Origin of the sequence: Campylobacter concisus (assembly GCF_003048405.1) — a bacterium.
In the GTDB taxonomy this organism is placed as follows: domain Bacteria; phylum Campylobacterota; class Campylobacteria; order Campylobacterales; family Campylobacteraceae; genus Campylobacter_A; species Campylobacter_A concisus_Q.
The window spans coordinates 102138-125744 of the sequence record NZ_PIQS01000005.1 but is presented as its reverse complement, the minus strand read 5'-3'; the positions used below and the strand labels follow the sequence as shown (position 1 = coordinate 125744).

Genomic DNA, 23607 nt, shown 5'->3' with positions numbered 1-23607 from the left:
GCTTTATAGTGTGATTTTTATTCTTTTTACAAAAGAATAAAAATAAAAAATAAAATCGCATTTTATTTTTTTAAATAATAATAGTAATTAAAAAGAATATTTGTAAAAAATATAAAATAAGTAAAATAAAGATGATAAGAAAAATTATATTTATAAAAAAATAAATTAAAATAGAATATATAAAATTGAAAATATATAGTCAAAGACACAAAAGATAATAAAAAATAAAAAAAATACAATTTTTTTATAAAGTGGCATTTTGTAAAAGAAAAAATTTATAAAAAAAATAAATGAAGTGCCAAAAAAACGCTACTTTAGAAAAATTAAAAAGTAAATAAAAAATTAAAAAAAACTTATATCATATTTTAGAACTCCCATAAAAACATACATCTTAAAAATATTTATACAAAAAGTCCGTTTTTAAAAAATAATATAGTAACGAAAACAAAATAAATTACAAAGGAGTATGGAATGAAAAAAATCCTATCAAAAGCGAAAAAGCTTTTCTATCTGACAATGTGCTCACCATTGTTTCTTTTTGGAGCAGGTGGCGGACAAAATGTATTAAAGACACTTGAGCAAAACGTAAATACTCAAGTAACCGAAGCAGGAAGTAGTGTTGCGAGCGTTCTCAACACGATAATACTTGTAATTGGAATTCTCTGGATTATTGTCCTTATGCTAACAGCATTTTTCAATGTAGAGCAAATAAAACAACATATAAGATTTGTAGTAATCGCATCAATTATCCTCGGGGTTTGCTACGGATTAACTGCCGCAGCAATGTAGATAAAGCGAGTGTAAAATGGTTGTAACTGACTGCTATATGGACTTAACTAGAAAAACAAAAATAATGGGGCTAACTACAACAAGCTTACTAATTATTTTTGTAATCGGATTTATATCGTGGTTTATCTTGATTTTGTATTCATTGGCAGTCGTTGCAGTTCTATACTGCTTTTTTTTCATTTTGGAATTTTTCGATGAAGATATCTATGAGATCATCGGCTCAAATTTGAAAATTTCACAAAGAAAATTTTTTGCATAAGGATTAGATGATGGCTCGTGGACTTATAGATGTTTTTAGAGATTGGAAACTAAACAAGCAAGAGCTTGTAGCTGAAACAAAAAAAGAAAAAGATAGCGATATCCGCTCAAAAATAAGTCAATTAAATAGAAAAGCTGACAAAATAATAATGATGGGCGAACCTGAAATATACACAATGGCAAAAGAAAACAATATCGCATGCAAATACGGCGAGAATGCTATTGTTACAAAAGATGGCAACATAACAATTGCAGTGGAGCTAAAAGGGACAAGCTACGCAGGAATTAGTCTTGACAATGAAATGGATTATCTATTAAATCGAATTATGTTTTTTACGACGCTAAGAGATAATGTAGAGACCAATTTAATCATCAAAAAAACTAAAATCAAGGCTAAAGACTACATCGAAAAAAATATAAATCAATATGCGAATGAAATAATTGAAAAATGGGAACAAAATCAAGATATTTATTCAATCAAATATTTTATGCTTATATCGACTACGACGAAAAATATAACTGGATTTCTTGAAAGTTTTAAGACAAAAGTAACTAGCGAACAAGACGAAAAAAATAAAGAAAGCTCAAACTATAAACAAAAAATGGAGTTGTTAAATAACACACTCTTAAACGTTAAAAATCATTTGGCAACGTATCAACCACGCCAGATGAGTAGTGATGAGATAATTAATTTTTATGCCACATACTCAAACGCACAGGAAACAAATTTAAGATACACAAACGAATTAATAACAGATAGCTACATTAGCTCTTATGTCGAATTTAAAAAAGATTATATTGAATTTTATCGAAATGATGGCACAACAAAATATGCAAGATTTATAAGCGTCAAGGCATACGAAACAGAGCAAATTAAGTCAATCATTACGTCAAATTTAATTAAAAGCGATCATGAGTTTATGACAATGATTTATTTCAAAGCTTATGAAAAACGCAAAGCAATCAAAAAAATAAAAGATACTAGAGCCTTCTCGGTTGAACTAGTCCAACAAGAACTGGATCATTTGATGGAGCTTATCCAAGCAGATAGAGAAAACCTAGTTGAAACAAGCTTTTCTATATATTGCCTAGCCGACAACCTAGCGGAACTAGATAATCGCACAAATGAATTAAAAAATATCCTTGAAAATCAAGGTCTCAACGTTGTTAGAGAGACTATTAACCAAAAGGCACTATATTTTAGCCTCTTCCCAAGTCGTGGAAATTTGAACGCAAGAAAGAAAACCCTAAACATAAGCAACCTAGCTACGATCGCAAATTTTGAAAACGAAGTAACTGGCTTTAACCAAAATGATTGGGGCGACGAAGCAGTTACGACTTTTAAACACTTAAATGGCACACCATTTTTGTTCAACTTCCACTGCCAGCCTGATGGAGATAGACCAGCTGGTCATACAATGATCATAGGTGGAACAGGAACTGGTAAAACAACAACAATTCAATTCTTGATGGCAAATCTCTTTAAGTATCCTGTAAGCATTTTTGCAATGGACAAGTTAAGGGGTATGTATTGCTTCACAAATTACATGGACGGCGAATATCATGATAGCGAAAGCGATGGGTTTAAACTAAATCCATTCAGCCTAGCCGATACAGCAGAGAATAGAGAATTTTTAGCGTCATGGCTAAGCTCAATGGCAGAGCTAAAGCCTGAAGAGCATGATGCAACAAAAGATATTAGAGAAACAATAAATAGGCTTTTTGACAATAAGCAAGCGGATCAAATATTGTCATTAAGCGATTTCATAGACTCACTGCCAGCTGATAATGAAGCAAGATTAAAAACTAGATTTGGAAATTATAAGGGCTCAATTTTTGATAACAAGGAAGATGCCCTAAATTTCACAAAACAGCTATCAGTGCTAAATATGGATGGAATATTGCCAAACAAAAAGGTATCAGCCCTCACCGCAATGTATGTATTTCACAGACTAAAAAATCAGGCAAAAAATAGCGAAAATATACGTGGCTTTTTTTGTTTTATAGACGAGTTGAAGGACTATCTAAGAGATGAAGTAATGTCAGAGAAAATCCTTGAAGGTATTTTGGAGTGGAGGAAGATAGGTGGTGTTGGATGCTTCGGATTTCAAAACATAAGCTTATTTAATGGCAACGAGCGTGGCTCATCATTTCTTGACAATATTGCAAATTTTCTTATCTTCCCAACAAACAACGAAGATACACTAAATCAACTAAGCGAAATAATAGGGCTAACACCTACGGAAGCTAAATTCTTAAAAGACACTCAATCAAATGCTAGGCAGGTGCTTTTAAACATGAAGCTACGAAATGAAAGCGCAAAACTAAATGTCAATTTATCAAGTCTAGGAAATTATTTAAGAGTATTCTCGTCAAGCTCAGATAGCGTAAATTTGATAAAAAAATTAAAGACTGAAAGCCCAATACATTGGCGCAAATACTATATAGAACACAAAGAACAAAGGAGCTAAAAATGAAACTAGCAGTAATTGTAGCAACAGCTTTAACAATATTTTTAAGTGGATGTGCTGATAAGCCAAGCAAAATAGAAAAAGTAAGCCCTTGCGCTTGCTACGACATCATACAAGTAGGTTAATATGGCATACGAAGACAAAAAAGTAGACCCAAATTTTATTTTTAAGGCGGAGCGAAATATAAAAGCGTATATGTTTTATGTGATCATTGCTTTAACCATAGTTAGCATAAGTTTATCCATTGCAATAGCACTGCTAACACCTCTTAAAGAAACAAAGCCTGTATTGTTAAAATTTTCAGATGGTGACTCAAGGTTTGTGACAATAGACGACACCAGCTTAAATGTTAGAAACAATGAAGAGCTTTTAAAGAGCATACTCGCAGGATATGTGAAAAATAGAGAGCTAATTAATCGCATAGATGATGCCGAGCGTTACAATGAAATACGTACGCAAAGTAGTAGACAGGTATGGGAAGCGTTCGAAAATTTGGTTAGTGATCCTAATTCAATTTACACTACAAAAAATTACTATAGAGATATAAAAATCCTAAACGTAGCGATTTTAAGCCAAAATGTAGCTACGATAGATTTTCAAGCAGAAATTACAAATCCAACTCGCACTGAAGTTAGCTATAAAAAATATAGAAGTGCAATAGAGTATGACTTCCGTAACCAAACTAGTAATTATGCGGACACAATGAAAAACCCAACAGGCTTTATAGTGAACAAATATCAAGTAACGCAGATAATAGATGAAAAGGATAAGAAATGAAAAATTTAATTAGATTATCTTTAATAGCATTATTTGTTTTAAATTTAAATGCAGAACAAGATCAAGGCGGATTAAGCGAAGAACAAATGAATGAAGTCCGCGCAATTATGCGACAGACACAAGAACTAGTTAATGAACAGCAAAAAAATGGCTCAATGGGCGAAGATATTTTTAATGACAAAAACAAGGATATTAATAGCCAAGTTCAATCAAATTTCAAGGTAAAACCATTTGGCATGGGGCAGAACAATCATCCGCAACTAGCAAAATTTAATAATTCTCAACCACAAATGGCGCAAATACCAGAGCAAGATGGAATGGGTGTGGAGCAATCACAAGATATAAGCAAAGAAGAGCTTGAGCTTATGCAAAATGCTATAAGAAATCAGGACTTAAAAGCACTACAAAACAAATTCCATACTAAAAATTATAGCGGATATGAAAATACGCAAACAATAAAATACGTACCAAATAAGACGCATAAAATACGTACTCGCCAAGCAATGGCAACAACGCTTATATTTGATAATGATATAGATAATTTTGTATTGGGCGACCAAACAGGATTTAAAGTAGAGCAAATACCAAGCAAAGCAAATGCTATAGCGATAATCCCACAGCTTATAGGAATTGATACAAGTCTAACTATTTTTACAAGCGATGGAAAAATCCACACATTTTATTTGTATTCGACAGACTACAAAAATACGAATGATCCAAGCTTTGTAATTCGCATACAAGACGATGAAGTGCAAAAGGCAAAGCAAGCCAAAGCAAAAGATGAAAGCGATAAATATAAAATCATAAAAGATGGCATAGCAGAGCTAAAAGTGCTAAAGAGCGATATATATACTGGCTATACGCAAAAAGCAAAAAAAGAAAATGAATGGCTTTTGTCGGCAGAAATTTTTAGCGACAAGAAATTTACATATTTTAAATATGCCAAAGATGAAATGCCACAAATTCCTACAATTTTTGCAGTAATAGATAAGCAGGACAGCCCAGTAGAAACAAGAGTGATAGGAGACTACATTATAGCCGAAACCATAAATCCAAAATTTACTATTAAAAGTGGCGATAGCTATGTGTGCGTAGAGAGAAAAGAAACGCAAGAAGAAAGAGATAGAAAAGAAATAAGAAAAAACCTAAATACAGATAAAGAAGCAATAAAACAGCACCAAAAAGAAAACAAAAAAACAATAAATGAAACTAAAGGAATTTAAAATGAAAAAGGGGAATAGACTATTTTTAAGCATAGTTACAATTAGCGTTATATCTGCCCCCCTTTTTGCCACCAATACAGCTACGGCTGAAATATTTGATGACGAAAATATAAGCAAAAAAGCAAAAGATGAGAAGATCAGGAATTTGCAAAATCAAACAAATTTAAATCATCTATTCGAAAATTCAAAATTCCCAGTAGATGATTATATTTATAAAGCTGGCAAGAGAGAGCCAAATGAAGATCAGAATTTAACTGAGATTTTAAACAGACTCGAGAAGCTAGGCAACAAGCAACAAAATGCTTTAAACACACAAAGAAATCAAAATTCGCAAGATCAGACACCTGAGCAAGATATACAAGAGCAGGAGCAAATGGCACAGCGTGCAAGAGAACAACAAGCCAAGCTTCAAGCCAAACAAGAACAATTGCGACAAGAAATGGCAATAGACAACCAAAGAGCGTATAAAAAACGAATGCAGGAACTAATGCGAGCGCAAATTTTAGCAAATCGCAATAACGAAGTAAAAAGCGTAAATCAAAACAGCTCAAAATATGGCGTTGATAGCTTTTCAAATCAAAAGCCAGTTGATATAAGCACAAATGAACATAGGCTGTATCGCACAATTAGAGCTGGCAGACTAATCCCAGCCATATTAACTAGTGCAATAAGCTCGGATTTAAGCGGAATAGTTACGGCTCAAATAGAGCAAGATATATATGCCGCAATGGGGCGAGCCGTATTGATACCACGTGGAAGTAAAGCAATAGGATTTTACACCAACGACACCAAGATCGGACACGAGCGATTAGAAATTAGATGGCGAGAGATTATCACGCCACAAGGCATAAACATAATGCTAACAGATGCAATAGTAGCTGATAATATGGGTATGACAGGAGCAGTTGGAGCAGTCAATAACAAATATTGGGAAAGATACGGCATAGCATATTCAATCTCAACAATTACAAATGCCTTGCTTTTAGGCATAGCATCGAAAATTAATAGCGGAAACAATGCAAACAACACCTATGTAAATGAAATTTACTCTAATTCAAGAAGTGATGTAAGTAGTGTGGTTCAAGACATAATTCAACAACAAAGTCAAATTAAACCAACAATTGAAATTAAAAGCGGAAGCCGTATATTTTTAGTACCAACAAATCACATGTGGTTTGCTAAACCTAAAAATGGCGAAGTTTTAATGCAATATTTCAACGATTAAGGAGCAAGCGTGCAACTAGAAGATATTAAAGCGGAAATCAAAAACCAAAACGCTTATAACAAAATTTTGGAGCGTATAGCAAAACAGGTAAAAAAAACCGAGAAAGCTCAAGCGAATGCAGATAAAGAGAAACAAAAGCTTGAGATGTTGCTAGAAGAAAAAAGAAATTTAATGAACCAAGCACCAGACCAAAAGCAAAACGAGCAAGATGAGTGAAAGTATAATTTTAAAAAACATTCTTAGTGTTTTAAAGCCATATCTAAATCTAAACGCAAACGAGCTAATTTTTAATCAGCCTTGCGAAATTAATATAGATTATGGTGACCACTGGGAAGTGGTAAAAGACGAAAAACTAGATGCTAAATTTTTAAATAGTTTTTTAGTCGAGTTGGCAACTAGAAGAAATCAACGTTTTGATGAAAGCCATTGCCACTTGTCTTGTGAATTGCCAAGTCCATTTTTGCGATATCGTGTTCAAGCACAGCACAAATCAAGCCTATTTAATAGCGAAATAGCAATCTGCATAAGGATACCAAGCAAAGAAATTTATCCACTCGAAAGCTTTATCCTAAGTGAAAAATGCATAAATAATGGCTGGAGCTATGAAAAAATAAAAGATTTGATACACGAAAAAAAGAATGTGCTTTTAAGTGGTGGAACTGGAAGTGGAAAGACAAGTTTTTTAAACTCACTAATGGGGGAAATAGACCCAAGCGAGCGAGTAGTAACCATAGAAGATAGCCAAGAACTAAGAGTTGAAAACATAAATAAAACTCAACTTGCCGTCCCTAAAATAGCAACAGAAATTTATAGCTACCAAGTAGCGATCGATAATGCGATGCGTTTGCGACCTGATAGATTATTTCTAGGCGAAATAGATATACGAAACACTTTTTCATTTTTACGTGTAAATAATACAGGACACGCAGGCAACCTAAGCACACTACATGCGAACAACCCAAAAGATGCCATAAAAGCAATAAAAACAAATATTATATTAGGCGGTGGATTATCAAACGTAGATGAAAGTATGCTTGACAGCCTAATAATGACAGCAATTGACTATATCATTCAAATAGCAAGGGTAAAAAATAAAAGAGTAATTACAGACATCCTCAATTTAAAAGAGATAGATATTGCAAGGATGATCGCATGAAAAAAGTATCTAGCCATTTTATTTATTTTACCGAAGCCGATGCAAGAATTTTAACAAAAATGATGCAGGCAAGGAATGAAAGCAAATCTGCGATCGTTAGAAAATTAATTCATGTTGAAAAATATGCACAAACCCTAAAACAAATTGAGATTAATAATGAAATTTTGGCTGATTTTTTGAAAGAATTTAAGCACCTCGGAAAAAATTTAAACCAAATAGCATATCACCTAAATGCTCATATCATAAAAAAAGAAGAAGCTAAAAGCGACTTAGAAAAGACTATGTATGAGTTTTTTGACGCAATAGAAAGACTAAGTAATAAGATCGGTAAGCTAAAAATAAAAATAGACGTAGAACGAACAAAGCAACCTAATAACAAAGAGATAAAAGGATTGCAAGGTGAATAGCAAAGAATTTACAGCTAAAAAGTGGATATTAATATACGTAACATCCCTAATAATGGGGATAATTGCATATTTGGTAGTTGTAAAACTTATTTTTAACCCTGACATAGTAAATGTGCCAATTGTGGCATTTAAAATTTTACAAAATATTGGTACGCCAACGTTAAAAATGAAAGCCTATGTCGCAGTATTTGCACTAATAGCACCACTCTTGGTTGCCATAATTTGGTGGCTAATGCCATATCTAAGAGATAATGAAGATTATGGATCAGCAAGGTTTGCAACGCCAGCAGATTTTGAAAAGATGAAGATAAACTACAAAACAGGACTTGTGCTAGGATGCTTTGATATTGACAGCACAAGCCCAAAATTTATACGAGCAACACAACCGCTCTCAACATTGGTAGTGGCACCTCCTGGAAGCGGAAAAACGGCTGGTATGATTATCCCAAATTTGTTAAGTGTGCCGAATTCTTGTGTAGTATTAGACATCAAAGGAGAGCTTTACGCAAAAACGGCAGGCTATCGTCAAAAATATTTTAATAATGAAATCCAGCTATTCTCCCCTTTTAGCTGGGATAATACATTATTTTTTAATCCGTTCGATCATAGCCTAGTTAAAGATTTACAATATCTTCACATAAAAAAATTAGCAGAGCAGATCGCCTCCACAATATTTGTAGGCGAAAAAGGTAGAGAAAACGATCACTGGATAATATCGGCAAAAACAATGTTTGTATTTTTCGCAGAGTATTTTATGCAAAAAGATAAGCACGCAACGCTAGCGCAATTGGCACAAGCACCAAAGGCTGATTATTTCGACTATCTTGATGAGAAATTTGGCGAAGAAGCCATGAAAGAGCCTGATGAAGACGATCCAACGAAACCAAGAGAACGAGATTATGATGTAGATACTTTTAAAATTTGGCTCAAGCAGACTAGTTTTGACGAAACTATAGATGAGAATACTAGAAATCAAGCTAGAGCCTACTCAAAATCTGCCGACAATGAGTTTGCATCGATAAAATCGACATACGATACTTTTATGAAAGTTTTTACAAACCCACAAGTTGCTAGTGCCACCAGCAAAATGAGCTTCACATTTGAAGACCTAAGAGAAAAAAGAATATCGATGTACGTAGTCGTTCAAACCGAAGATATGGATATCCTAGCACCGCTTATTAGAATTTTTGTAGAAACGCTATTTAAAAAGCTTATGAGTGGAAAAGAATGCAGTGATTTAAATAAATTTATTTATGCATTTTTAGACGAATTCGTTAGATTTGGAAAAATGCCATTCTTGCTAGAAGCACCAGCACTATGTAGAAGCTATGGTTTATTGCCTGTATTTGTGACCCAAAGCTATGAGCAAATCAAAAAATATTATGGCGAAGATGATATGAATATCGTTAAAAACAACAGCGGTTATCAAGTAATTTTTGGCATGAACAGCGACAAAGACGCTGAAGACACAAGTAAGCTAATAGGCGATTACACCAACATAAAAATAAGTAAATCGCAAGGCAATATGGATCTTTTTAAAAGCAATATCTCAAAAAGCAAAGAAGCAAAGAAGCTGGTCACAGCACAAGACCTAAAAAATCAGGATAGTAGCGATATTTTGATACTTGTAAAAGGATTTTTTAAAATACCTATCAAGGCGAAAGTGCCGTATTGGTTCAAAATAGAGCAATTTAAAGGGGCAGATAAAGTAGAAGTAGTATCGACCCAAGAAATTATAGAAACAGCAGAAACAACTAAGACAATTACAAATCAAGAACAAACACAAGTAAAAGATGAAAGAAAAGAGCAAAGAGATGAATTATTAAAATCATTAAGAATAAAAATAGATAAAGAGTAGAAATTTTTTAAAAAAATTTATAAATATTACTAATAATTTTAAAGGAATAGTGTTTATAAATTTTAAATATTTTTACTTTTTAATATTTTATTATTATATATTTTATTATTTATAAAGTTTTTAATCTAAAATTTAAGTAAGAACCTAAATTTTAGATTAGAGCCTAAAAACTCTAAAAATCTGTCCTAAGGAGTAGAAAATGACCTATGCAGAAAAGCTAAAGCAAGAAGAAGCATATAAAGAGTATGAGATGTATCTTGCAAAGCAATTCGAAGAGAGCCAAGACGGCGAGTTTGAAATCAACGATGATGAAAGCAAGAAGTGGGATTATCTAAAAAAAGACCACCAAAGCCTCGAAATCATAGAAGAAGAAAATGAGCCTAACTCAAACCTATAGCCCAAAAGTTATAGGTTATTAACAGATGTAAAGGATAAAAAATGGCTGATTTTACAAAGTATATCAAGTCAGAACAACAAGAAAATGCTACTCAACAAGAGAGAAAAAGCTGGAACCAGATGGATAACGCTGAAAAGAAAGAGAGCTTTGATAAATACATGAAATATAAGCTCTTTGAAGCCCACAAGACAGCAAAAGCAGACTGGCAAAAAGATATGAGTAAAGAAGAAGTCGATAGGACAATTCCATACAACGCAAAGACTGGAGCCACATACTCGAGAGAGACTAGTATGCTATTAAGAGCCGAAATGGATATAAAAGGTTATGACAAGCCTCAATTTGTGACAATGGAGCAAGGTAACGCAATGGGCGGAATACTAAAGCTAAAACACGATGAGAAAACAGGCGAAATCCTAACCACAAAAAATGGCTTACAAGCTAGAGTCGATGGTGTTAAAATGCTCTATATTGCAGACCATGAGATAAGACCAAAACTAGACAGAGATGGTAAAGAAATCATGGCTGTTGTAAAAGACAAAGACGGCAATATAAAGTATGACAAAGAGACAGGGGAAGCAATGACATATGTTGTAAAGGAAAAAATCCCAATTAATCCACGCCTAGAAACAAAAACTCTATATCATGTAAGTCAGTTTGATGGACTAGACGAGAGCAAGATCAAAGAAAGAGATCTAACAGCAATCCAGCACTATAGAGAGCAAGCAAAAAATCAAGATTTTGAAGTAAAAATAGATTACAACAAGACCTTGGGAATAAGCGGAAATTTAGAGAAACAACTAAACAACCTAACGCTAGCTCAAATTAAAGGTGTAGATTATTTTAACCCAGCTAAAAAGATCGACATGACCAAAGAAAAAGCTCAAACCAAAGAGCAAAACAAGGGCATAGAGAGATAAATAGGTCATAAACGAAACTTAGGACAAATAGGGAGCAAAGCTCCCTATTGTTTGTAAAAAGGGAAAAAGATGTTAAGCGATTTTATAAATTTTTTAGGGCTGAGCGACAAAAAGAACAATAGCAAAATTCAAACAAATGTGGGCAACCCTACCACAAAAGAAAATACGGAAAATTTTATCATAGAAATGCAAAGTCCATACTTTGAAGAAGAAATCGCAACAGAAACAATTATAAAAAATAATAAAAAAATAGAAATAAAAAAAATAAAGACTAAAAATCCATTAGGTAATGGGAGAGCACTAATATCAATAAAAACATATATGAAAGAAATAACAAAGGCGTAAAATGGCACAAACAGAAGTAGCAAAAGATATATTAACCGATAGTAATTGGATTAATAAAGTACAAGCCGTTATGCAAGAAAACGTAATGAGCTTATTTGAAAAATTTTATAATGGATCGCATGATTTAGTATATTCAACTGCATCGGAAACTATAATAATTCTTATAGTGGTGTTTTGGCTATTAGGTAGAGTGAAAAATGGCTACCCAACAAGAGATGAGATCTTCGGAGCCATAAAATATTTAATATTGCTATGCTTCATATTTGCAACTCTTAGCTCCTTTAACGCCTATATGGGCGTTTTATACATTCTGACAATCCCAGAGAACGCGATAACCGCAATAGTTAGCTCAATTTTTGAAAATAAAGACTTTGGATCGATTGTGACAGAGTCGGCAAACAGGATCGATAATCTAAGAGAAATGATGTGGAGCTACGGAACAAAAGAGTATTTACAATCGCAAGAGTGGTCATTTCTAGGCATTAGCTTTAATGGTGTGATGGATTATTTATCGGCAGGCGTAATAACAGCAATTCGCATGATACCTTTTTGGATTTTTTATTTAGCATTTTTTATACTTTTAATAGGAATTACAATAGTGATTTTCTTTAGTAAATTTATGGCATTTTTAATACTTAGCACCTTGCCTTTAGTCATACCATTTTTAATAATGCCAAAATTTTTACCATATTTATGGAGCTGGTATAAGCTCTATTTATCATACGCAATTATTGCACCATTAGCGTTTATAGCCCTAAATTTAGCAATGAACCCAATTTTAGAACTAGAGAAGTACCAAGATTATATAGGCGAACTATTTACTAAACAATTCGAATACCTAATTACAGGATCGATAACCTGCATAACAGCATTGTTTTTATTAAGGAAAATTCCAAGTTGGATCAACGCAGTGCTTGGTACACAGATGGAAAATGGAAGTGGCGGTGTAACTGGTGGAATAGTGGCTGGTGCAGTAGCAGGCAAGACCATATTAAGCGGATTAGCTAGAAAAGCTGGTGGCGGAAGTTTTATAGGCGGAGCAGTAAGTGGATTTGGATCAGCTACAGGAGCTGGAGTAGCAGGACAAATAGCTAGTGCAAGTATAGGAGCAGGTGCAAATTTGATAAAAGATATCGGCGCAGGCTCAAAAGCAATAGGGCAAGGTGTAGGAAAAGCATATGAAAAGTATAAAACATTTCGTGGCGGATATGTAGCCCCATAAAAAGGAGTAAAACATGCAAAATACAATAATCATAATTGAAAGTCCAAACAAGGTCAATAAGATAGAGCAAATAACTGGAGCAAAAGTTTATGCTACAAAAGGGCATTTTAAAGAGCTTACAAATCAAATAGTAGTTGATTTTAAGAACTATGAGCCAATATTTGATTTCAAAGAAGATGCCAAAAACAGAATAAATGCAATATTTAATGATTGCAAAGGAAAAGATGTCGTAATTGCGACAGACCCTGATAGAGAGGGATACGGAATAGGCTATATGGTTTATCAAACTATTAAAAATATAGCAAAAAGCGTTAAACGTGCAGAATTTCACGAGATCACAGAGAGTGGAATAAAAAAGGGGCTAGATAGTGCTGTGCCATTTGCAAACTCAAATTTAAAAGAATTTGATAGCTTCAAGGCAAGAGCGGTTGGCGATAAGCTAGTGGGCTTTATCATGTCGCCAACATATATCAACAAGCTAAATGATAAAAACAATAGCGTAGGTAGGGTGCAAACCCCAGCTCTTGCTCTAATTGTAAAGCGAGAATTGGAAATAAAAGAATTTCTAGAAAATAAGGCAAACGCAAAGATCGATTATAAAATAAAAGTAAAGCTTAAAACAAAAGACGGCATAGAATTTAATGCGGTAAATGACAATATATTTACAGACAAAGATGAAGCAAACGCCAAAATATCTGAATTAGCTGATAGCCTAGCAAAAGTATATAAAATTGATGTTAAGCAGGCACAACAAAAGCCTAAAGCACCTTTTAGAACATCGCAACTACAAGAGTACGCAAATAAAAGATTGGGCTTTAGCCCTGACAAGACGATGAGCCTTGCTCAAAAATTATTTGAGAAAGGCTTAATTACTTATCATAGAACCGATAGTAACAGCTTATCAAACGAATTTATAGATGAAGTAGGCGTTAAATTTGGCAATGAAGAATGGTATGAGAAAAAAGAATATAAAGCAGGAAGTCAAAGCCAAGCAGAAGCACATGAAGCAATACGTATCTCACACATACATGATTTTAACCAAATAGAAGAAATAGCAAAAAAAGAAAGCCTAACGGATGACGAAAAAAGCCTTTATGAGCTTATCTTTTTAAATTCGGTTCAAAGTCAAGCCAAAAATGCGATTAACGAAAATACTATATATGATATAGATATAAAGACGCTAAGCTTCAAGGCAAAAACGAGCAAATGTATCTATAAAGGATTTAAAAATGCTATCGTAGCCACAACTGAAGATGAAGACGACAAAGATAAAGAAATTCAAGAGATAACATTAAATCTAGCTCAAGGAGATGAGCTCCAAATATTAGAATTTAATCTACAGGAAGTAAAAAAGCAAGCGCCACAGCACTATAAAGAAAGTAATTTTATATCTCTTTTGGAAAAAGAAGGTATCGGACGTCCAAGCACGTATGCAACATTTCTACCAACACTTATTAAAAGAGAGTATGTAAGCATCGAAACAAAAGGCAAAAATAGCAATATCATAGCAACGCCAAAGGGTATAAATTTTATTGAAACTATAAAAACAAACAACGATGAGTGGATCACACAAAGCGAATTTACGAAACAAATGGAAAGTGTGCTAGATGAAATTAGCAATGGAAAGGTTGACTATTTAGACTTTATAAGACCACTCCATGAGAAAATGGGCTTCAAAGAGCTAAACGATAGCATACAAAAGCCACCAAGCGAGAAACAACTCGAGTGGGCTAAAAATATAGCACATAGTTTAAATATGCAATTGCCAGACGGCATCGAAAAAGACTGGAAGATTTGCTCTAATTTTATTGATAAAAATAAAGACAAAGTCATAGTACCACCAAGCGAGAAACAAATAGAATTGGCTAAAAAGCTATCTAAAGACAAAGGAATGGCACTGCCAAAAGATTACGAAAAAAATCTACAAATTTGTAAAGATTTTATAAACAAAGCAATAAAGAAAAAATAATAAAACAATAAAAAGGAGAAAACATGCATACATATGTGTCAGTAATAGGAAATTTAACAAGGGATGTTGAGCTCAGATACACACCATCAGGGCTAGCCATAGGCAACACGGCTATCGCATCAACATACAAGTACACTATTAACAATGAGAAAAAAGAAGAAATCTGCTTTATAGATATCACTTTTATGGGTAAGACCGCAGAGATCGCAAATCAATATCTCAAAAAGGGGTCAAAAGTTTTCGTAGATGGTAGATTGAAATTCGACCAATGGACAGACAATAATGGACAAAATAGGAGCAAACATAGCATTGTCGTTGATAAAATGGTAATGCTTGATGGCAAAAAGCAGGAAATTAACGAAAAGGAAACGCCAAACGAGCGAGAAGAACAAGCTGAAAAAACCGAGTATGTGCAAGGGGAATGAGCAGTAAAATGCAAAATTTAACCCAAAGCGAAAGAGCTCAAAGCTGGTTATCAGATAAAGATAAAAGAGCCAATATCTACTTCATGAGTGCAAAATATGACGTAGATGATGAGTTTTATACGAGTTTCGATGAGATAAGAGCCGAAATACAAGATTATAGAACACATTTTAAAGGCAAAGTAGTAGTATGCCCTTGCAACGACGGCAAGAAAAGCGACTTTTATAGATACTTTGCCTTAAATTTTAAATCCCTAGAGCTAAAAAAGCTAATTACAACGACGTACAATATTAAAGACCCAAAATCAAAGGGGATGAAAATAGAGATCAGCGAGAGCGGAATAAATGAGACGATGTTGCAAGGGGACGGTGATTTTAGAAGCGAAGAAGTAAGAAATATTATGGCAAGTGGCGATATAATAGTTACAAATCCACCTTTCTCCCTTTTTCGCGACCTAATAGAAATTGTAGAAGAACAGAACAAGAAATTTTTAATAGTTGGCGGAACCTACTCAATTACGTATAAAAAGATATTTGAGCTATACAAAAAGGGTAAAATTTGGCTAGGCAATCACCAAGTAAATATCTTCACACGACCAGACGGCAGTAAGAAGCGTTTTAGCAACATATCATGGTTTACAAATTTAAAAAGTATAAAACACCAAAATGGTATAAGATTAACCCAAAAGTATAAGGGCAATGAAAATAAATACCCAGAGTACGATAATTACAAGATCATAGAAGTCAAAAATTGCAAGGACATACCAATTGACTATGACGGAGTAATTGGTATACCGCTAACATTTTTTTTAAGGCACAACCCAGCACAATTTAAAATTTTAGGCTGTGACTTTGAAATTAAAGACAAATACCCTGAGCTAGTTAAGCATACCTACAAAGAAAACAACACAAAATCAGCGGTTCTAAAAGGGCAAGAACTTTTTACAAGGATCATCATACAAAGAAAAGGCGGATTAAAGCCTAGAGCAAGAATATTTAATCAATTTTAGGTAGCAAAAGGACAAAAGTGCATGAAGAAGAAAAACAAGCTACAGCTTTTCAATACCCCAGCAAAGCGGTTTATGTGGGTTTTTGCATTTATAAATTTATTTGGGATCGGCATAAATACTATTTTATATCTTTTAAAAAAACCAAATAAAATAGAGACCCTACTCAATGCAGATGCCTTTTTTATAGCTCTCGCTATTATGTGCTATATAATTTTTAACGTAATGCTATATTTTATTATCAAGATAAATTTTATTATTTCAGAAAGAAAAGAATAATTTTTATAAAATACTATTGTTTTATTTATAAAAAAATATTCAATATATAATTTTTATTCTTTAGATATTTATTTAAAATACTATTTAATAATTTAATATTTTATTATTTATTAAGTTTAAAAGTATATAATCATTTAAAAATCTAAGGCAAAGGAATAAAAATGATTGTTTCTATATGTAATGAAAAAGGCGGAAGCGGTAAAAGCACCCTAGCTACTAATATAGCGATAAACCAAGGTATTGTAAAAGGCGAACCACTATTATTGGTCGATACAGACCCACAGAAGTCAATAGCCACATTTTTAAATATACGAAACGAAGAAAATCACCCAAAAGCATTTGACTTTGCATATAAATACGGCGAAGAACTAAAAGTATTCCTGCAGGACAACAAAACAAAAAGGGATATAGTAATCGATACAGGCGGACGAGATAGTCGAGAAATGAGAATAGCGATAGCACTAAGCGATATTGTTATAATTCCGACAATTCCAAGCCAGTTTGACGTAAGCGTCCTTGATAAAATGGTAAACATAATCAAGATGGCAAAGGAGCAAAACACTAATCTGCAAACATATATTGTGATCAATAGAGCGTCCACAAATCCATTTTTAGCCAAAAAAGTAGAAAGTCTCAAGAATTTTATAAAAGAAATTCAAGAAGACTATATAAAACTAGCAGAAACAATTATATTTGAAAGAGAGCGATATAAAATTGCGACCCAGCTAGGACTGAGCGTAGTTGAAATGAACGACGGCAACAAAACTGAACAAGAAATCAAAAATTTATGCAGTGAGATATTTTAAAGAAATGAAGATAATAGTAGCATCGCCAAAAGCGATGTGTAAATTTAAAAAGGGGAAAGAAGAAAAGCATTTTTTATATTTTACTTATAATTTTCACTGAAAAAAATATTTTTTATATTATTTAAATTTTATATATTTTTTAATCATTTATTAGTTTATTTTTGCTTATTTTATTATTTTTTAAGCAAATTTTCACTATAATAAACTAAATTCAATAAGGAAAGGATACAAAATGGAAAAAAACACAAGAGATGAACTAATAAAAGTTGGTGCTTACATAGAGTCAAAGAATGGCGTAGAGTTTAGTGTAAGAATTAGTAAGATAGAAGGCTCAAATGTAACCGTTAGTTGGAGAAATGATTACTACGAAGAAAACTCTCAGGTAATTCCTAAGTCTATCATTAAAGTAGATGGCGATGGCGAATTAAGTGTTCCAAATTGGACAATAAGAAGGTAGTCAGCGGATTGTTAAAATATAGCAAGAAGCAGATATGCGAAGAGATATTTTAAAAAGATAGTAAAGGTAGCGACTATGCGCCGATCGGTGAACCAAAATGTAAAAAAGATAGCGACCGACAGGAGATAAAATGACGATAGAGACGATAAAAGAAATTTTGGGCTGGCTTGATCAACACAGCTGGTATATAATATCCATATTTATACCGATAGGCTTATTTTGTATATTTTATAGCTCCAAGCAAATAGAAAAGGCGAATAAAGAACTTATAGAAAATTTAAAGAAGCTACTTAATGACGAAGAGTTTAATTTTTTGATCGACGATAAAAACAGGACAAAGTACTTACGCAAATTTAACGACATAATCAAAACAGAGATGTCGATAACAGAAGATAAATATATAGCTATTTTGGCAGATTTTCGCGATACGATAAAGGTCGATTTTCAAGAAAAGCTAAGGCTTGACGAGATAAGGAAGCAAATATTATGAAGCCTTTAAGAGAATATAAAAATTTATAATTTTTATCGCTTTTTTGGTATAAATTTAGGAAATTTATTATTTTTAGTTTTGTGAAAAATTAAAAATAATGCTATCTTAATTTTTAATATTTTATTTTTTATTAAGATTAAGAGATTAGAATTTTAAAAAAATAAAAGGGAAAAAGAGATGGATTTTAAAAGAATAAGCAATTCTACTGACAAATTAGATGAATTTATAGCTGGAGCAGATAGTCAAAAGGAGCAATCTACAAAAAAAGGCAAGGTATCGGTTGGAACTAAATTTTCTAAAGAACTAGGCATAAAAATACGCAAGAAATATCCAACATATACGCTAGCAAAATTTATAGAATTAGCATTAACAACACCTATACCATATATAAAAGATGAAGTGCTTGTAACGATCTATGACCAAGCAAAATGGCACAATACGAGCATGAGCGAATTTGTAAGATTTAAAATGGGATTAATAGAAGCCCCACAGCCAAATGACGCAAAAGAGAAAGAGCACCAGCAAAACTATATAGTATTTGTAAGTGAAGCAAAGAAAGAAAAGATAAGACAAATCGCAGAAAGCCTAGAAATAAGTATTTTAACCTATTCAGACATTAAAATTCTAGCAACATACGAGCTAAAAGATATTTTCACATTTGATGAACTAATGCAATTTAAGGCGGAAGCGAACAACTTTGACCTAGATCTGGAAGAGTACATAGCCATGAGAATAAGAGGTTGATAAGCCAAGAAACAAAAATGACTAAAAAAATTAAAAATAACCTTATAAAAATCCATAAAATTTTAGTAAGAATGTTTAAAAATAAAAATAACGATAGCGATAGTAAAAGGCAAAATTTACCTACCCCAAAAGCTGAGCAAATAAATTTTGACGTTCAAAAGCTAGAGCTAGATTATTAGGATAAGTAAGAGTGATCGTAGCTCTAAGCAAAATCAAGCATCCTCATTTAACATAAACCTAAAAGAGTAGCCGATAACGTTCTTTTTAGAGCCTTCAGCAATTTTCTTCTCGAGAACAATCTTTTTAAAGTAGTTTTCGTTTAACTCTTCTATGGCAGGATTTATTACACGGCGATCCAAATCTCTCGTTTCGTATTTTTCAGGAACGCTCATAAATCTTTCGAAATCAGGTCTATTAAAATTTACACACTTAAAGCCATCTTTATCGGATCTGATATTTTGATATTGTAGTAAGAGGCGATAAAGAGACTTTGCAAATTTACTTCGAATTGAAATAAAATCGTGTAAATTTATTCTCATAAATTTTAGAGTACCAAATAAAATATCGAGAGCTTCTGTATTTAATTTAAATTTTAAAATTTGCGTATTTCTAAAAGCTTTAATAGAAATGAAAAAAACTCCAGCCGTCATAATTTCATCATTATTTGTAATCTCTAAACTTTTGTAGATTGCCGATCCGTTTTCGCCTAAAACCTTTTTACAAAACTCAAGCACCTCGTTATTAAAACGAGTTTTATTTAGACCTTCAGCAAAGAATTGTGATATCTTAGAATACGGCATTTCAATATAATTTCTGCTATCCGAATACCCCAATTGCTTTGCATACCAGCAAATAGTAAAGAAAATATCATAATCCCTAGATGTAAAATTTACTGGAAACAATATAGAATTCATTTTATTACGGAAAACGAGCGTTCCATTGCTTTCTATATGAGCGACTCTTGTGGTTTTAAGCACGAAATTACCTTTCTCAAAATAGAAAGACATTTCACACATTTTTTTTACCTCAAAGTTCAATTTTAGAATCTCGATAGTAAAATACGTTCAATTTATTACAGCTTAAAATTTATAAGGTAGAAATTAATGTATGACAACGAAGCTAAATTCTCTCTTTGGTGTGATTTTATAGAGAGAAATTTTTTACAAAGCGAATTTAACTCTTTATTGGAAAATAATGTTATAAACGGTGCTACAAGCAACCCAGCTATTTTTAAAACAGCATTTGCTTCACCTGCTTATAAAAAGATAATAGAAACTAGCAATAAACGCCACCCAAAAGATCTTTATGAAATTTTGGCTACTCAAGATATAAAAATTGCCGCATGTAAAATGTTAAGAAATTATGCAAATGGCAATGATGGCTTTGTAAGTATTGAGGTTGATCCAAATTTAAGTGACGATACAGCCGCAACGATAGAAGAAGGTATCAGGCTTCATAATCTAATATCAATGCCAAATGTTATGATAAAAATTCCAGCTACAAAAGATGGTTATGAGGCGATGAGCGCGCTTATGGCAAGGGGAATTAGTGTAAATGCTACGCTTATATTCTCGCCAGATCAGGCTAAAAACTGCCTTGAAGCTTTTAAAGAAGGTAGTAAGGCTTATACAAGTCGCTTTATAGATACTACTATACCAAAAGGTGTGATAAGCGTTTTCGTAAGTAGATTTGATAGAAAGCTTGATGAAGTTATGGCTGCAAAGAGCTTGCCAACTGGACAAATCGGCATAATGAATGCTGCAAATATATACCACCTGATCGAAGATTTTGGACTAGAAAATGTAAGAACACTTTTTGCAAGTACAGGTGTAAAAGGTGGCGGTTTAAGAGGGGATTATTATGTTAGAGAGCTAATGTATAAAAATTCTATAAATACAGCACCTATCGAAACGATCAAAGAATTTATAAAAGAAAAAGCAGAGGTAAAAAATGTACCTAGTAAAGAAAATATCTCAAGCTTTTTCCAGATTATAAAAAATAATGAGATAGATATAAATGTCGTTTATAAAGATTTATTAAGCGATGGCTTAAAGCAGTTTGTATCAGCATTTGATGATATTATGAAATCACTTTAGACAAAGAAGCCCAAGCTAATACATAAACAGCAAAAGTGGTCATTCTTAAATAAGCTTTATGTGAAATTTATAAAGCATTGGATAAAATCAGCACCTATTTTTTATGAAAGGAAAACGATGTTAGAAGGAATCGTTAGAGAGAGTATCGGTAAGAAGTCTGCAAAGGCTTTGAGAAGAGATGGTTATCTAATCGCCAACATTTATGGCAAGGGATTAGAGAATGTTGCAGCTGCTTTTAAAGTAAATGACTTTATTAAAGAAGCACGCAAAAAAGAGAGTCTTGCTTTTGATGTAAAAGTAGGCGGAAAAGTTTATAATGTCGTTATTGTTGATTACCAAAGAGATGTTGTTACAAGCGATCTTAAACACGTAGATCTAAAAGTAGCACTTCCAGGCGTTTTATCAAAATATATGATCCCAGTTAAGCCAGTTGGAACACCTATTGGTCTTAAAAATAAGGGCGTTTTGATCCAATCAAAAAGACGTCTTTGCGTAAAATGCACAGCTGAAAATTTACCAAATTCATTTGACGTTGATGTAAGCAAACTTGACATCGACGATACTATTTTGGTTCGTGACATCACAGCTCCTAAAGGCGTTACTATTGTAGACGCTGACCGTGTTGCGGTACTTGGGGTTATTAAAGCTAAATAAAAAGGGCTTTTGTGACACTAATAGCGGGGCTGGGAAATCCTGGCTCCAAATATGAAAACACTAGACATAATATAGGCTTTATGCTTATAGATCTCCTAAAAGACTCAAATTACAAAGATGTTAGCTCAGCCAAATTCCAAGGCGAGGTTTTTAAATTTAACGACATTATCTTGCTAAAACCAACAACCTTTATGAACCTCTCAGGACAAAGTGTAAAAGCGGTAAAAGACTTTTATAAACCAGATAGAATAATCGTAATACACGATGACCTTGATCTTAGTTTTGGTGCAGTTAAATTTAAAAAAGGCGGCAGTAGTGGCGGGCATAACGGCATAAAATCAATCGATGGATTAATAGGCAACGACTACGAAAGGGTGCGTATTGGCATTGGACACCTTGGTGATGCTAAAAATTTTGTCCTTGGAGAGTTTAGTGATGAAGAAAAAAAGGCTTTAGATGAAATTTTGGCCTACACAAAAAATGCAGTTTGCGAGCTACTAAAGAGCGACATCAACGAAATCTCGCAAAAATTTACGATAAAAAAAGGTCTTATCAAATGAAACTATACGCCAGATACGTTGGCTGGGTCTATATAAAATCTTTTCTTATCGTATTTTTAGCGCTTGAACTATTTTATGTTGGTATCGATCTACTTACAAATTTAAAAGATCTGCCTCCATCTGCAAACCTTCAGCTACTCTACGTTGGCCTTACTGCATTAAGTGCTATTGGCTACGTTTTGCCACTTTCGCTCATTTTTGCACTCATTATTTTACATGTAAATATGGTCAGATCAAATGAGCTAATCAGCTTTTATGCGCTTGGTATTAGTAAAAATAACTTAATTTTTCCACCATTTTTTATTGCACTTTTTGTAACTATTCTTTATGTTGGTTTAAATTTTACTCCATTTGCCTATGCGCACGACTATCAAAAAAGCATCGCTAAAAATACGGCTTTCTCAAAAAGCACGACTGATTCATTTTTAAAATTTGAAGGCAAATTTATCTACATAAAGGAGCTAAATTCTGTTAATCAAATATCAAATGATGTTAGAATTTTTGAGATAAATGGCACAAATTTACTCTCAACTACATTTGCAAATCATGCCAATTTTAAAGACAATGAGTGGATTTTAAAAGATGTTAATCAAACCCTTTTGCCGCAAATTTTAGAGCTTGGTGAAGCTGGTTTTAATAAAATACAAAGCGATAGCTTAGATGCACTAAAGGGCTTTAAACCAAAGAGTATTGAAAGCGCTGCTAGTGTTGAAAACTCAAAATTTAATATCCCAGATGCGATAAATTTTATAAAGACATTTAAAAATGAAGGTATTGGCCTTGATAGCGCAAAAACAGCTTTTTACAACCTTGCTATCGCACCATTTTTTGCACCATTTTTGTTGCTCATTTTTTACTACCATTTGCCTGTAACTGGTAGATTTTTTAATCTTGCACTTTCGACTTTTATCTTTGTTGTGATAACTCTTGTCGTTTGGGGGTTGCTCTTTATTCTTGCAAAATTTGCACAAACTTCTGTGATCTTGCCAGAGATTGGTATAGTTTTGCCAGTCATTTTACTTTTTGTATACGCCATTTATCTCATAAAATCGCATCGTTAAGCCAAATTTTGGCAAGC

At 33.0% G+C, this 23607-nt stretch carries 29 protein-coding genes; 28 read left to right on the top strand and 1 reads right to left on the bottom strand.

The window, feature by feature from the left end; genetic code table 11:
- Positions 1 to 471: 471 nt before the first annotated feature.
- From CVT18_RS09160 to CVT18_RS09050, 24 genes are all read left to right on the top strand, one after another.
- Positions 472 to 789, top strand: coding sequence for a hypothetical protein (locus tag CVT18_RS09160; protein ID WP_103560446.1), 318 nt, complete (start codon positions 472 to 474; stop codon positions 787 to 789).
- Between the two features lie 16 nt (positions 790 to 805).
- On the top strand, positions 806 to 1048 hold the full coding sequence (locus CVT18_RS09155) for a hypothetical protein (RefSeq protein ID WP_103560445.1): 243 nt from the start codon (positions 806 to 808) through the stop codon (positions 1046 to 1048).
- 10 nt (positions 1049 to 1058) lie between these two features.
- On the top strand, positions 1059 to 3518 hold the full coding sequence (locus CVT18_RS09150; RefSeq protein WP_107824476.1) for an AAA family ATPase: 2460 nt from the start codon (positions 1059 to 1061) through the stop codon (positions 3516 to 3518).
- A gap of 2 nt (positions 3519 to 3520) precedes the next feature.
- On the top strand, positions 3521 to 3643 hold the full coding sequence (locus CVT18_RS10695) for a hypothetical protein (RefSeq protein ID WP_263973553.1): 123 nt from the start codon (positions 3521 to 3523) through the stop codon (positions 3641 to 3643).
- A gap of 1 nt (position 3644) precedes the next feature.
- Entirely contained in the window at positions 3645 to 4295 is a 651-nt protein-coding gene (locus tag CVT18_RS09145; protein WP_103560443.1) for a type IV secretion system protein, read from the top strand.
- Positions 4292 to 5518, top strand: a complete 1227-nt coding sequence (locus CVT18_RS09140) for a TrbG/VirB9 family P-type conjugative transfer protein (RefSeq protein WP_103560442.1) — start codon at positions 4292 to 4294, stop codon at positions 5516 to 5518. Before CVT18_RS09145 ends, CVT18_RS09140 begins: the two co-directional genes overlap by 4 nt.
- Before the next feature lies 1 nt (position 5519).
- On the top strand, positions 5520 to 6743 hold the full coding sequence (locus CVT18_RS09135) for a DNA type IV secretion system protein ComB10 (RefSeq protein ID WP_107824475.1): 1224 nt from the start codon (positions 5520 to 5522) through the stop codon (positions 6741 to 6743).
- A 9-nt stretch (positions 6744 to 6752) separates the two neighbouring features.
- A complete protein-coding gene (locus CVT18_RS09130; RefSeq protein WP_021091988.1) occupies positions 6753 to 6959 on the top strand; it encodes a hypothetical protein in 207 nt (68 codons plus the stop codon).
- Positions 6952 to 7899 carry an ATPase, T2SS/T4P/T4SS family gene (locus tag CVT18_RS09125; protein ID WP_021092017.1) on the top strand — a complete coding sequence of 316 codons (948 nt, stop codon included), beginning with the start codon at positions 6952 to 6954 and terminating at the stop codon, positions 7897 to 7899. Before CVT18_RS09130 ends, CVT18_RS09125 begins: the two co-directional genes overlap by 8 nt.
- Positions 7896 to 8306, top strand: coding sequence for a hypothetical protein (locus CVT18_RS09120; protein ID WP_021091980.1), 411 nt, complete (start codon positions 7896 to 7898; stop codon positions 8304 to 8306). Before CVT18_RS09125 ends, CVT18_RS09120 begins: the two co-directional genes overlap by 4 nt.
- Before the next feature lie 52 nt (positions 8307 to 8358).
- Positions 8359 to 10164 carry a type IV secretory system conjugative DNA transfer family protein gene (locus CVT18_RS09115; RefSeq protein ID WP_107811860.1) on the top strand — a complete coding sequence of 602 codons (1806 nt, stop codon included), beginning with the start codon at positions 8359 to 8361 and terminating at the stop codon, positions 10162 to 10164.
- 199 nt (positions 10165 to 10363) lie between these two features.
- Positions 10364 to 10561 carry a hypothetical protein gene (locus CVT18_RS09110; protein ID WP_021092004.1) on the top strand — a complete coding sequence of 66 codons (198 nt, stop codon included), beginning with the start codon at positions 10364 to 10366 and terminating at the stop codon, positions 10559 to 10561.
- A 41-nt stretch (positions 10562 to 10602) separates the two neighbouring features.
- Positions 10603 to 11478: an ArdC-like ssDNA-binding domain-containing protein gene (locus CVT18_RS09105; RefSeq protein WP_107824474.1), complete on the top strand. Its 876-nt coding sequence runs from the start codon at positions 10603 to 10605 to the stop codon at positions 11476 to 11478.
- 69 nt (positions 11479 to 11547) lie between these two features.
- Complete coding sequence (locus CVT18_RS09100; RefSeq protein WP_021091977.1) at positions 11548 to 11823, top strand: hypothetical protein; 276 nt, start codon at positions 11548 to 11550, stop codon at positions 11821 to 11823.
- Position 11824: 1 nt separating this feature from the next.
- Positions 11825 to 13045 (top strand): type IV secretion system protein, encoded by a 1221-nt coding sequence (locus CVT18_RS09095; RefSeq protein ID WP_021091994.1) that lies wholly within the window; start codon positions 11825 to 11827, stop codon positions 13043 to 13045.
- 13 nt (positions 13046 to 13058) lie between these two features.
- Positions 13059 to 15014, top strand: coding sequence for a type IA DNA topoisomerase (locus tag CVT18_RS09090; protein ID WP_107824473.1), 1956 nt, complete (start codon positions 13059 to 13061; stop codon positions 15012 to 15014).
- A gap of 23 nt (positions 15015 to 15037) precedes the next feature.
- Positions 15038 to 15439 (top strand): single-stranded DNA-binding protein, encoded by a 402-nt coding sequence (ssb, locus tag CVT18_RS09085; RefSeq protein ID WP_103576019.1) that lies wholly within the window; start codon positions 15038 to 15040, stop codon positions 15437 to 15439.
- Positions 15440 to 15447: 8 nt separating this feature from the next.
- Positions 15448 to 16446 carry an adenine-specific methyltransferase EcoRI family protein gene (locus tag CVT18_RS09080; RefSeq protein WP_107824478.1) on the top strand — a complete coding sequence of 333 codons (999 nt, stop codon included), beginning with the start codon at positions 15448 to 15450 and terminating at the stop codon, positions 16444 to 16446.
- 17 nt (positions 16447 to 16463) lie between these two features.
- A complete protein-coding gene (locus CVT18_RS10690; RefSeq protein WP_258030323.1) occupies positions 16464 to 16595 on the top strand; it encodes a hypothetical protein in 132 nt (43 codons plus the stop codon).
- 288 nt (positions 16596 to 16883) lie between these two features.
- Positions 16884 to 17528, top strand: a complete 645-nt coding sequence (locus CVT18_RS09070; protein ID WP_021092016.1) for an AAA family ATPase — start codon at positions 16884 to 16886, stop codon at positions 17526 to 17528.
- A 232-nt stretch (positions 17529 to 17760) separates the two neighbouring features.
- The gene (locus CVT18_RS09065; protein WP_103560437.1) at positions 17761 to 17985 is read left to right on the top strand and encodes a hypothetical protein; all 225 of its coding nucleotides are present in this window, start codon (positions 17761 to 17763) and stop codon (positions 17983 to 17985) included.
- A gap of 130 nt (positions 17986 to 18115) precedes the next feature.
- On the top strand, positions 18116 to 18475 hold the full coding sequence (locus CVT18_RS09060; protein WP_021092013.1) for a hypothetical protein: 360 nt from the start codon (positions 18116 to 18118) through the stop codon (positions 18473 to 18475).
- 177 nt (positions 18476 to 18652) lie between these two features.
- Positions 18653 to 19219 (top strand): hypothetical protein, encoded by a 567-nt coding sequence (locus tag CVT18_RS09055; RefSeq protein WP_103560436.1) that lies wholly within the window; start codon positions 18653 to 18655, stop codon positions 19217 to 19219.
- 17 nt (positions 19220 to 19236) lie between these two features.
- Positions 19237 to 19398: a hypothetical protein gene (locus tag CVT18_RS09050; RefSeq protein ID WP_159070981.1), complete on the top strand. Its 162-nt coding sequence runs from the start codon at positions 19237 to 19239 to the stop codon at positions 19396 to 19398.
- Positions 19399 to 19431: 33 nt separating this feature from the next.
- Here CVT18_RS09050 and CVT18_RS09045 read toward each other — a convergent pair whose 3' ends face one another.
- A complete protein-coding gene (locus tag CVT18_RS09045; RefSeq protein ID WP_223154259.1) occupies positions 19432 to 20196 on the bottom strand; it encodes a replication initiation protein in 765 nt (254 codons plus the stop codon).
- A 126-nt stretch (positions 20197 to 20322) separates the two neighbouring features.
- Between CVT18_RS09045 and CVT18_RS09040 the strand changes: the two genes are divergently transcribed.
- From CVT18_RS09040 to CVT18_RS09025, 4 genes are all read left to right on the top strand, one after another.
- Positions 20323 to 21315: a transaldolase gene (locus tag CVT18_RS09040; protein WP_107824472.1), complete on the top strand. Its 993-nt coding sequence runs from the start codon at positions 20323 to 20325 to the stop codon at positions 21313 to 21315.
- 117 nt (positions 21316 to 21432) lie between these two features.
- A complete protein-coding gene (locus CVT18_RS09035) occupies positions 21433 to 21969 on the top strand; it encodes a 50S ribosomal protein L25/general stress protein Ctc (protein WP_021091684.1) in 537 nt (178 codons plus the stop codon).
- 11 nt (positions 21970 to 21980) lie between these two features.
- Positions 21981 to 22529: an aminoacyl-tRNA hydrolase gene (gene pth / locus CVT18_RS09030; RefSeq protein ID WP_103629434.1), complete on the top strand. Its 549-nt coding sequence runs from the start codon at positions 21981 to 21983 to the stop codon at positions 22527 to 22529.
- Entirely contained in the window at positions 22526 to 23590 is a 1065-nt protein-coding gene (locus CVT18_RS09025; protein WP_103629435.1) for an LptF/LptG family permease, read from the top strand. Before pth ends, CVT18_RS09025 begins: the two co-directional genes overlap by 4 nt.
- Positions 23591 to 23607: the final 17 nt, after the last annotated feature.